This is a genomic window from Pseudoalteromonas sp. Isolate3, from assembly GCF_022398505.1.
GTDB lineage: Bacteria > Pseudomonadota > Gammaproteobacteria > Enterobacterales > Alteromonadaceae > Pseudoalteromonas > Pseudoalteromonas apostichopi.
This window is the reverse complement of record NZ_JAKEVN010000040.1, coordinates 21,907-33,207: the sequence shown is the minus strand read 5'-3', so window position 1 is coordinate 33,207 and position 11,301 is coordinate 21,907. Positions and strand designations below refer to the sequence as shown.

General features: G+C 40.2%; 10 protein-coding genes and 1 pseudogene. 6 read left to right on the top strand and 5 right to left on the bottom strand.

The window, feature by feature from the left end; genetic code table 11:
* Nucleotides 1-106: 106 nt before the first annotated feature.
* The 3 genes and pseudogenes from miaE (L1D46_RS10105) to miaE (L1D46_RS10095) form a co-directional block, all read right to left on the bottom strand.
* Nucleotides 107-880: a tRNA isopentenyl-2-thiomethyl-A-37 hydroxylase MiaE gene (gene miaE / locus L1D46_RS10105; RefSeq protein ID WP_096038633.1), complete on the bottom strand. Its 774-nt coding sequence runs from the start codon at nucleotides 878-880 to the stop codon at nucleotides 107-109.
* Nucleotides 881-882: 2 nt separating this feature from the next.
* On the bottom strand, nucleotides 883-2,556 hold the full coding sequence (locus tag L1D46_RS10100; RefSeq protein WP_239977505.1) for a recombinase family protein: 1,674 nt from the start codon (nucleotides 2,554-2,556) through the stop codon (nucleotides 883-885).
* Between the two features lie 41 nt (nucleotides 2,557-2,597).
* A pseudogene (gene miaE / locus L1D46_RS10095) lies at nucleotides 2,598-2,729 on the bottom strand (tRNA isopentenyl-2-thiomethyl-A-37 hydroxylase MiaE); the annotation flags it as partial.
* Nucleotides 2,730-2,959: 230 nt separating this feature from the next.
* On the opposite strand from miaE (L1D46_RS10095), the gene L1D46_RS10090 reads away from it, so the two are divergent.
* Nucleotides 2,960-3,559: a Yip1 family protein gene (locus L1D46_RS10090; protein ID WP_130050971.1), complete on the top strand. Its 600-nt coding sequence runs from the start codon at nucleotides 2,960-2,962 to the stop codon at nucleotides 3,557-3,559.
* A gap of 55 nt (nucleotides 3,560-3,614) precedes the next feature.
* On the opposite strand, the gene L1D46_RS10085 is transcribed toward L1D46_RS10090, so the two are convergent.
* The gene (locus L1D46_RS10085; protein ID WP_167657991.1) at nucleotides 3,615-4,487 is read right to left on the bottom strand and encodes a mechanosensitive ion channel domain-containing protein; all 873 of its coding nucleotides are present in this window, start codon (nucleotides 4,485-4,487) and stop codon (nucleotides 3,615-3,617) included.
* A 197-nt stretch (nucleotides 4,488-4,684) separates the two neighbouring features.
* Here L1D46_RS10085 and L1D46_RS10080 point away from each other — a divergent pair, with 197 nt between their 5' ends.
* The 5 genes from L1D46_RS10080 (at nucleotide 4,685) to L1D46_RS10060 (ending at nucleotide 10,279) form a co-directional block, all read left to right on the top strand.
* The gene (locus L1D46_RS10080; RefSeq protein WP_054561957.1) at nucleotides 4,685-4,894 is read left to right on the top strand and encodes a hypothetical protein; all 210 of its coding nucleotides are present in this window, start codon (nucleotides 4,685-4,687) and stop codon (nucleotides 4,892-4,894) included.
* A gap of 217 nt (nucleotides 4,895-5,111) precedes the next feature.
* Complete coding sequence (locus tag L1D46_RS10075) at nucleotides 5,112-7,250, top strand: M3 family metallopeptidase (RefSeq protein WP_239977504.1); 2,139 nt, start codon at nucleotides 5,112-5,114, stop codon at nucleotides 7,248-7,250.
* An 89-nt stretch (nucleotides 7,251-7,339) separates the two neighbouring features.
* Nucleotides 7,340-8,197: a carboxylate/amino acid/amine transporter gene (locus L1D46_RS10070; protein ID WP_130050968.1), complete on the top strand. Its 858-nt coding sequence runs from the start codon at nucleotides 7,340-7,342 to the stop codon at nucleotides 8,195-8,197.
* Nucleotides 8,198-8,232: 35 nt separating this feature from the next.
* Nucleotides 8,233-9,456, top strand: coding sequence for a glycerophosphodiester phosphodiesterase family protein (locus L1D46_RS10065; protein ID WP_239977503.1), 1,224 nt, complete (start codon nucleotides 8,233-8,235; stop codon nucleotides 9,454-9,456).
* A gap of 85 nt (nucleotides 9,457-9,541) precedes the next feature.
* Nucleotides 9,542-10,279 (top strand): dienelactone hydrolase family protein, encoded by a 738-nt coding sequence (locus L1D46_RS10060; RefSeq protein ID WP_239977502.1) that lies wholly within the window; start codon nucleotides 9,542-9,544, stop codon nucleotides 10,277-10,279.
* Here L1D46_RS10060 and L1D46_RS10055 read toward each other — a convergent pair.
* Nucleotides 10,276-11,187 carry a LysR family transcriptional regulator gene (locus L1D46_RS10055; RefSeq protein WP_239977501.1) on the bottom strand — a complete coding sequence of 304 codons (912 nt, stop codon included), beginning with the start codon at nucleotides 11,185-11,187 and terminating at the stop codon, nucleotides 10,276-10,278. The two genes, L1D46_RS10060 and L1D46_RS10055, sit on opposite strands and share 4 nt — an antisense overlap.
* Nucleotides 11,188-11,301 lie beyond the last annotated feature (114 nt).

The window sequence follows — 11,301 nt, the reverse complement described above, 5'->3', positions numbered from 1 at the left end:
AAACATGGGCTTATAAACCCATGTTTTTTTTATTAATAAGATACAACTCTTAATGAAAGCTTTCTTAAACTTAGATGGTGAAACGCTAACTTCGCAGGTTAAAACATTATGAAAGTGTAGGCACACCACTATGAAACTTGAAGTCTTTATCTGGTGATAAAATTAGCTCAGCTTCTATGCCACCAAAAAATTTGATTCGCTCGGTAATATCAAAATCAGCAATGTCTTGAGCAAGGAGCAAATAATCTTGATAATGACGCGCTTCTGAACGCAATAACGATATGTAAAAGTCACCTAAGCGTTTATCTACATGCGGTGCCAGTTTTGCAAAACGCTCACATGAGCGTGCCTCAATATAAGCACCAATAATGAGTTTATCGACTAAAGCATCTGGCTCATACGATTTGACATGGCGTAACATGCCTTTAGCATAACGACATGGAGTGATGCTTCTATATTCAACACCATATTCATCCATAATTTCGAGTACTTGATAAAAGTGATGTAGCTCTTCTTTTATTAGCATCACCATTTTATTAATTAAGTCTTGGCCATAGAGGGTATCTGATTTTGGGATCATCGACTTAGACAATTTATTCTTATCGCTAAGGTCGCGCCAGTCCCCTTCTCTTTTGTATATCAGAGATTCAAAAGGTTTTAACCACTCGAGTAATGCATCACCACTATCTTTATCAACGGCATACTTACGAATTAGAAACATTGCTGATTGAGCTGCTTTTAATTCACACACGAGGTGATCTAAAAGTACTATGTCGAGATTCTCATGTTTTTTTGCTTTTTCAACCCATTTCTTAGGTGTATTACACTGCAAGAAACTATTTATTGGTTCTAAGAGTTTATTAATTTCATTTGAGTTCATTACTAATCATCTTTTAATAATATATCTAAATAGCCACTTTCTGAATGTATCTTAAGGTAATACATGAGGCGAGCTGCATTTTCAACAGTAGATCCCCTACTTTTGTGAGGGTACATTAACCTATCGATATCCCAATCAGATGTGCGCACCTCAGTGACATATTCACTTTCTCTATAATACTCTTTTGAACCATAAAAAACACATTGGTAGGCTTTACGTTTTCGATCATATTGGCTAAATTTGAACCTAGCTACAACGTTATCCTCTTCTAAGCTAAAAGATAATTCCTTGTTTTTTAAAATTATCTTATTGCCTATCCGATTTAATTCGAGATTATAATTTAAAGGGTCGGTTTGTGATAAATTGACTATTTTTTTAGATATTGAAGTTACATTAAGTTTTGTTTCAATTTCGGCTTGTATTTCAGCTAGCTGACTAACAATATCATTTATTTCATCATCTAACTCTTCCATCAAACCAAATATTGTTCCTGATTTTTTTTCACTATTTTTATAATGATCTTTCAGGTCAGCCAATTTTGTTTGAAGCCCTTTTAATTCATAAGTTAGTTTCGCTTTTTTCTCATGACTGGTAGAGCTTCGTTTTGCACCACTAATTTTAGCAAGTATCAAGGGCTCAACATAAGCAAAAAAGAAATGATAAGCTACAACATAAGGAAATGTTGTCGGTGCATCACAACTTTCTCCCCCCGATCTCTGTTTTCTACTACATCGAAGCAACGGTAATGACTCTGCTGATTGTTGGATACTCATACCTGAACCACAATGCCCACACTTAACCAAGCCATGTAAGGGCCACTTCCTGTCAGGTCTAACGCTCGTAAACAGTCGTTCTTTACATATCCGCTGAGAATTATAAAAATCTTTATCACTTACAACCGATTCGTAAAGCTTCTCATTGTAAACTAAACCTATGCACTTAGGGTTTTGAATTATTCTGATAATTTTTGTCGGATTGATATTTTTCAGTGGCTTTATTTTACCGTATTTTTCTCTCAGTGCTCTTTCAATCAAAACTTGACCAAGTCCTTCAGCATGCAATTTAAAAATATCTCGCACTACATCCGCGTATTCATTTAACTTGCCTTTTTGGTCTAGCCAAAAAGGCATCCGCATCTTAGGGGGGATTTTATTTTCTTTGGCGTTATATTCTCGTCGACTCCAAGAGCTTTTTACTTTTTCTGAACGCCATTTAGAATCTGAATGAGCCTTATCAATCTCAACAATTAAACGCATACGTGTTGCTAAGTCATTACGCTTACTTGGGGAGTAAACACTTTGGTCTCTTGCTGTAACAATAGAAACGTCATGATCCCAAATTTTATCAAGTAACTTCTCCGTTTCAGTAATCGTCATTCGAGACAATCTAGAAAAATGCTCAACAAGAATAATTGAGCCTTTAGGAACTACCTTTGACTCTATTGCAGCAACAAGCCTCCCCAAAGATCCCGAACTTAAATGCTTGCCCGAAAATGCTGATACACCAGCATCAATGAGAGGCTTACCTTCAAGCTCAACCACAACGCAGTTCGGGTGACTACGTAACCACTCTCTTTGTGCCTCCCCTTGCCTATACAAAGAGCTGTTCCCTTCTTGTGCTTGAGAACTAAAGCGCTGGTATAAATATACGTTACCAGATAATTTATCGTCTGACATAGCAATTACTCATTGAATTTATATATGCACACATTATCATTAAGCTCACAAATTAAGTGGTCAATTAGAACTATATCTAAGTTTTCTTTTTTAGTTGCCGCAGCAATCCACTCATCGGGTGTTTCACACTTTAGAAAAGAATGAATGGGTGCTAACAAATCAGAATAAGGCACAGAATAACTTCTCATCAAAAATCTTGGTTTGATTTTACCACATAAATAAGTCCGCATTCCATGACCCACATCAGTGCAAAGTAATTTTCTATATGCACTAAAGAGTTACATTTAATCGACTATTTCGTCTATTTCAGCTTCTTGACAAGACTTAATTACTGAACCATAACTTAATCAAAGCTGTACAAAAATAAAACAGCTCATATTCCTTTTTTACAGGGGCAATAATTATGATTCTAAACCACTTATGGGGCTTGTACGCTCACCCACTCGAAGAATGGCAGACAATTGATAACCGTCACGAAAGCTTGCGCTATAGCTTATCGCATATATTATTAATTGCCTGTATCCCTTCTATTATGGGCTACTATTCATCAGTTTATTTGGGCTGGAGTATCGGTTCAGGTGAGGCAGTATACCTCACCCATGATAGTGCATTACTTATCGCAGTTGCGATGTACTTTGCACTGATTGCGGGCGTTTTTGCTCTTGCTTATTTAGCACATTGGATGGCTGTGACCTTTGGTGCAAAACCTACGTTTACACAAACTCTAGAGCTTGCAGCTTACACAGCAACGCCGGTATTTATGTCTTCATTTGCCGCATTTTTACCTGAGCTATGGTTTGTGGTATGTGTTGGTCTTGTTGCTTTAGCTTACTCTGTTTACTTGCTTTACACTGGAGTGCCAATTTTAATGCACATTCCTGAAGAGCGAGGCTTTATTTATGCCAGTTCAGTAGTCACTTGTGGGCTAATATTACTGGTAATTATTTTAGCTGCGACGGCTATTTTATGGACTAACGGAATTGTCCACCCTATGTTTACTTAGTTTCATTGTTACTATTCATTCTTTCGATAACAAAAAAGCGGCTGAGCCGCTTTTTTTATTTTTGGCTGTTGCGTCTCGTTAACGCTATCTCGCCATCGATATGAATATCTCTCTGAGGGAAAGCAATGGTAATGTTATTTTCTGCAAATAGTTTATAAATGCTAAAACGCAGCTCACTTCGCACTTGGCGAAGCGGCGCTTCTGATTCAGCACACACCCAGAAAATAGCGCTAAAGGTTAGAGAACTATCGGCAAAGTCATCAAATAACACTGACGATGCTGGCGTTTTTAAAATAGCTGGATGCTCATCAAGAATTTGTTTCATTAGCTTCTCAACCAACACAACATCTGAGCCATAAGCAACACCAACGTTCACAAAAGAACGTGCATTACGGTCAATCAATGTCCAGTTTGTCACCGTGTTCTCTAATAAGTGACTATTTGGTACAAGCATATGCACGCCATCATTACGGCGGATACGGGTTGAACGAGTATTAATTGTCTCGACAACTCCTTTTGCATTGCCCACTTCTAAAAAGTCGCCAATACGGATTGGTCGTTCCCACATTAGTATCCAACCACTGATAAAATTGTTGATAATGTTTTGCGCACCAAATCCGACGCCTATTGCAATTGCACCAGAAACAAATGCAAAAGCTGTTAGAGGAATATTAAGTACTTCCAGCGAAGTAAAAACGAGAACGGCTATGGTAACGACCAGGTAAATGCGGGTGAATAGATGAACCGTGTCAGGACCTAAGTTTTTTGCCAGTAACGCTTTTTTAATTAATCGACCAATCCAGGTGACCACAAACCACATTAAAAACAGCGCCAAAGGGACTTGAATTACTTTAAGCACAGTAATTTGCACATCATTGTAGGTGAACAAAACAAACGATAGTGCAGATTGCAGATCAGCAAGGGTCATAAATTAACATTCCTAGTAAAAATCAGTTTGGTTCAGTTGTGACTAAGTTTAGCACGGCATAATAGGTGAAAACTTGGTAAATACTAAGTTCTTTATGCGCAATATGCGCTAATTATTAACTATTTTAGTCTACAGCTGCTATATACATAGAGAGAGCTTGAGGTTTCACAGGCTTTGAATAGCACGAGGAGAGCACAATGTCACAAATGACACTCACACAAAAACTTGCCACTTTACAACCTTTGGTTGATCTAAACTTATTTGAATCAAGTTTAGAGTACCGTAACCGCATCTTAAACTTACTTGCTGAGCAAGAGCACTCACTGAATTTAATAAACAAAGAGTTTGGCAACGCCATGCCAGAAAGCTTTGGCTCAGAGAAAAAGTTTGTGTTGGGTTACAACTAACCTATGGTGATGTATTACCAACAAGATTTAAATTGGCAGCTAGTGCCACTTTTTACTTAAGTGAGCCATTAATAAACAATTGATGGCTTTTTACACACCTTTATCCCTTCATTGTCATTATTTGCGTTCAAATTCCCCAATAAAACGACAAACTTGATTGTTTCTAGCCAAAAATTTGATAAGTTAGAAAAGATTTATCCACATTTTTGGAGCTCTCATGCGTAAGACCTTAGTAGCAACTACAATTGCTAGTGTGTTTTTATTATCTGCTTGTAGTTCACAGCAAGCTGACACTCAAACTCAAGTTGAAACTGCCGCTGAAACACAAACAGCCAATGTTGAAAACGTTCTTTTCAAGCCAAGCCCTTTACAATACATGGCCCCTGAGTTTGATAAAATTTCAACCAAAGATTACGAGCCAGCGTTTGAAGCAGGCATCGCACAGCAAAAAGCTGAAATTGCAAAGATTGCAAACAACCCAGAACCTGCAACATTCGAAAATACCCTTGTTGCAATGGAGTTTTCTGGTGAGTTATTAGACCGTACTTCTGCGGCATTCTTTAATTTATCAGGTTTGATTTCTGACAGTGAGTACCAACGTATCGCCGCGAAAATGGCGCCGATTATGTCAGCTCACACTGATGACATTTACTTAAACAAAGCTTTATTTGCTCGCGTACAAAGCATTTACGACAACAAAGCATCTTTAAATGCTGAAGATCAACGCCTTGTTGATTACTACTACAAAAAGTTCGTTAACGCGGGTGCAAAACTAACTGAAGCTGAAAAAGCAAAGATGCGTGAAATCAATGCAGAGCTTGCCAAGCTTTCAACTGAGTTTTCACAAAACATCTTAAAATCATTCAAAGAAGATGTAATTTTAGTTAAAGATAAAAGTGAATTAGCAGGTTTATCTGAAGGTGAAATCGCAAGCCTAGCTGCCGCTGCCAAAAAAGCAGGTAAAGAAGGTTACATGATCACCCTTGTGAACACGACTCGCCAACCTATCTTACAAAGCCTTGAAAACCGTAAGTTACGTGAAAAGATTTGGACTACCTCTTCAACGCGCGCCCAAGCAACAAACGGCCCTATCATCATTAAAGAAACTAAGCTACGTGCGGAAAAAGCCGCATTACTTGGTTATAAAGATTGGGCTTCGTATGTAATGACTAATCGTATGGCGCAAACAACTGAAAATGTTTACGGCATTCTTGATGACTTAGCACCGAAAGCGGTTGCTAAAGCAGAAGCAGAAGCAGAGCAAATCCAACAAGTTATCAAAAAGTCAGGTGAAACTTTTGCACTACAGCCTTGGGACTGGGCGTTTTACGCTGAAAAAGTTCGCCAAGAGAAGTACGACTTAGACCCAGCTTTAGTTAAGCCTTACTTTGAAATGCAGTCAGTGATCCACGACGGCCTATTTTTTGCGATGAATAAACTTTACGGTATTACCTTTAAAGAGCGTAAAGACCTACCTGTTTATCACGAAGACGTCATGGTGTTTGAAGTATTTAACGAAGATGGCAGCGCTATCGGCCTATTCTACATGGACCCTTATGCACGTGAAGGTAAACGTGGTGGTGCGTGGATGAGTGCCTATGTTAGCCAAAGCGGCCTAAAAGGCACCATGCCTGTGATCTACAATGCACAGAATATTCCTAAGCCAGCTGAAGGTCAGCCAACATTGATGACTTTCTCTGAAGTAACTACGATGTTCCATGAGTTTGGTCATGCTGCACATGGTCTATTCTCTAATGTAAAATACCCAAGTTTAGCGGGCACAGCAACAGCACGCGATTTCGTTGAATTCCCTTCACAAGCAAATGAAGACTGGAATATTGAACCCACAGTACTTGCAAACTATGCCAAGCACTACAAAACAGGTGAACCGATTCCAAAAGCGTTACTTGCAAAAGTACTAGAATCACAAAAGTTCAACCAAGGCTTCGATACAACTGAATATTTAGCCGCGGCACTACTTGATATGGAATGGCACTCATTTGGTGTTGATGCTGACATTACAGACGTACAAAAGTTTGAACATGATGCGTTAGACAAGCACGGTATTGCTTACTACCCGGTACCACCTCGTTATAAGTCTTGCTACTTTAGCCACACATTTGCCGGCGGTTACTCTGCAGGGTACTACGCTTATCTTTGGACTGAAGTGTTCGCAGCTGATGCGTTTGCACACATGACTGAAGAAGGTGGTTTAACACGTGAAAACGGTGATAATTTCCGTAAAGAGATTTTATCAAAAGGTAACAGCCGCGACTTAATGCAAAGCTACATTGAGTTCCGTGGTCAAAAACCAACAACAGATGCGTTATTAAAGCGTCGAGGTTTGGTTGAATAACCTAAAATTATTCGCAAAATGATGAAAGCCCGCAATTAATGCGGGCTTTTTGTTATAGTGCAATTTTTAAAATTACAAATTAATCAAACATGACCTACTTATTTGCTGTTACCCTGCTTTGGGCCTTTTCGTTTAGTCTTATTGGCGTTTATTTAGCAGGCCAAGTGGATGCATGGTTTAGTGTGTTAATGCGAATTGGCTTGGCAACTTGCGTATTTTTACCATTTTTACAATGGCGTAAGACCCCTAAGGCCCTAGCACTCAAGCTCATGGCGATAGGTGCGGTACAGCTTGGCGTGATGTACAGCTTCTATTACCATTCATTTTTGTACCTCAGTGTGCCCGAAGTACTGCTATTTACGGTAATGACACCGCTTTACATCACCTTGTTAAATGATTTGCTTGAAAAGCGTTTTAATGCCAAGTTTTTATTCGCCGCAATGCTAGCTATTTTGGGCGCCGTCGCTATTCGTTACGAAGGGGTTGATGAGAACTACCTCATTGGTATGTTAATGGTGCAGGCAGCCAATATTTGCTTTGCTACCGGGCAAGTAACCTACAAACGTTTAATGCAAGATGAGCAATTACCTCACTCTCGGGTGTTTGCTTGGTTCTTTATTGGCGCGTTAATTGTCGCACTGATTTGTTACGGTTTATTTGGCAATACTAGTAAGCTACCCACCACAACGACACAATGGGGCGTGTTAATTTACTTAGGCACGATTGCTTCAGGGCTCGGTTATTTCGCTTGGAATAAGGGGGCAACCATAGTCAATGTAGGTGCCCTGGCAGTAATGAATAACTTACTAATTCCAGCTGGGATAATCGTTAACATTGTTATTTGGAACCGTGATGCCGATATCATCAAGCTTGCCATCGGCGCAGCGATTATCTTATTAGCACTTATTATAAATCAGAAACTTAATAAAACTGCCACGCAGACATGATAGGCTAAACTCTATTCGATTAGAGGGATGCTGTTATGCGCGCACTGGTTTTATGTTGTTTAGTTTTCGTTATTCAAGGCTGTAAAAACCTGCCTGTGGAGCAGGCAGTGCAAGTGGGTGCTAGGCCTTACTATTTAATCGACAAGATGACTGATGGGCCGTTAAAGCAGCAACTTGCTGAATGCGGTAATGGCCCTTTTTACAAAACTGACTTTGTAATTGGTCATCGCGGCGCACCCATGCAGTTTCCTGAGCATAGTAAAGAGTCATATTTAGCCGCTGCGAGAATGGGCGCTGGCGTACTTGAATGTGACGTTGCCTTTACTAAAGACAAACAACTCGTGTGCCGTCATTCACAGTGTGATTTACACACCACTACCAACATTTTAGCGATTCCTGAGCTGGCAGCAAAATGCAGCCAACCTTTTACCCCAGCCAAAGACGGCCAACCAGCTCAGGCTAAATGCTGCACCAGCGATATCACTGAAGCTGAATTTTTAACCTTAAAAGCTAAAATGGATGGCTCCAACCCAAATGCCAAAACGGTCGCAGAGTATTTGCAAGGAACACCAAACTGGCGCACTGATTTATACGCAAACAGTGGTACCGTAATGACCCACCAGCAAAGTATTGAGTTATTCAAATCACTGGGTGTAAAAATGACACCCGAGCTAAAAAGCCCAGAAGTCAGCATGCCATTTAACGGTTTTAGCCAGCAAGATTATGCACAAAAAATGCTTGATGAGTATCAGGCCTTAGGGGTGAATAGCCAAGATGTTTATCCACAATCATTTAACCTTGAAGATGTGAAGTATTGGCTAAACAATCATCCAGAATTTGCAAACAACAGTATTTACCTTGATGGCCGAGATGAGCAAGCACACTTTGATGCCATGGATGAAACAACTTGGCAGCCTTCAATGCAGACTCTATATAACGACGGAATACGCATTATCGCACCACCAATGTGGATGCTTTTGAGCCTTGATGAATCAGGTAAAATCGTGCCCTCGCTTTATGCAATTAAAGCTAAACAAGCCGGCCTGAACATTATTACATGGAGTTTGGAGCGCTCTGGGCCATTAAATAATGGCGGTGGTTATTATTATCAGTCGATTGCCAGCGTAATTAAACAAGATGGGCAAATGATGAATGTGATAGATGTTCTTGCTAAGCAAGTGGGTGTGATGGCTATTTTCTCAGACTGGCCTGCTACTCTCACTTATTACGCAAGCTGTATGCAGTACCCTGCTAGCTGAGCATCAATAAATTTCAAGGGCTTTTGCTCGTCCAAAAGGTGGGGCTGAGGTATTATTAACTAAACCGTTTTTTACAAGGATTAACATGATTATTCAGCACCATAGCCACGACATAGCGACTAAAACAGGCGCAATGCGCACCAGTATTTATCGCCCTGTAGAAGAAGGTAAATACCCGTGTGTTATTTTCTATTCTGAGATTTTCCAAGAAACAGCACCGATTGCGCGCTCTGCGGCAATACTTGCTGGTCATGGTTTTGTTGTGTTAGTGCCAGAAGTTTTTCATGAGTTAAATCCTATTGGGACGGTACTCGCCTATGATGATGCAGGTAAAGATAAAGGCAACGCCGACAAATGGGCTAAGCCTCTTGAGAGTCATGACTCAGATACTGAAGCTTTAATTGCATTTGCGGCTCAGCAAGATTACTGCGCGGGAAATGTTGGTGCTATGGGCGTATGTATTGGTGGTCACCTTGCGTACCGTGCTGCTTTAAACCCAAATATCAAGGCCGCTTTTTGTTTATATGCGACAGATATACACAGCGATACCTTACCAGCACAAAAGGGGAATAACTCATTTGAGCGCATGGCAGATATTCAAGGTGAGATTCACTTTATTTGGGGCAAGCAAGACCCACATGTACCAAAGGAAGGCCGCCTTAAAATTTACCAACAAGCTGTTGCAACAGGAATTAATTACCAGTGGCAAGAAGTTAACGCACAACATGCCTTTATGCGTGATGAAGGTGAGCGATACGATCCAGCTCTTGCAATAACTATGTATCAACAAGCCGTAGCTTTATTTAATCGAACGCTTATTTAAACCGTCAGTGTGGCAACTTGATTAGTAAAATAATCCTTTAGGTAATCTAATAACACACGCAATTTTTTGCTTCCCGCTGCTCCTGGCGGGAACACCCCATAAAGCTCAATATCAGCAGTCTTGTAATCATCTAATATTGTGCGTAGTAATCCCGCTTTGATCCTTGGCAATGCATCATAAACAGGGATCTTCGCTAAACCATGCCCAGCTTCAACAAAGGCAGTTCGCGCAGCAGCGTTATTTGTACTTATGCCACCACTAACAGCCACCTCAAAGCGGCGTTTATCTTTTTCGAGCGTGACAACAGCACTACTTGGTTGATACACCACCCATGTATGCTCTGCTAAATCGGCAATGCTCTTTGGTATAGGGTATTTTGTAAAGTAATCGGCTGAGCCGCATAAGCAGGTCGCCATACTTGCTAGTTTAGTCGCTTGTAAATTTGAGCTTTCAAGGGCTACGCCTCTAATCGCTAAGTCATAGCCCTCTTTGATGATATCAACCACATCATCACTGAGCTGTAAATCGATATCAATTTTCGGATACAAACGCCTAAACTGAGCAAGTGCAGGTACCACTAGCTGCAAACCAACATTTACCGGACAACTTAGCTTAATAACCCCAACCGGTTCACTCTTTAAGTTCTCAAGATGTAAGTTAGCAGCCTCAGCGTGCTCGGTGATAGCCTGACAACGTTCATAATAAGCTATACCCGCTTCGGTAAGGGTCATGGTACGCGTTGAGCGATTAAGTAACGTAAGCTTTAGTTGTTGCTCTAATTTCTTTAAGTGGTAGCTGACAACAGCCCTTGATAAACCTAGTTGTTGAGCTGCTTTAGTTAAGCTGCCTTGCTGCACAATATGGGCAAACACCACCATGCTTTTTAATTGCTCGAACGATACTTTCATACAAACTCCTAATCTAACCTGAATTATTGTATCAATTATTAAACCAATGAAGTCAAATTTATCTGCGTTGTTTAACTCTATTTTCGCCCCTATAGTGTTATTAACGATATTTAA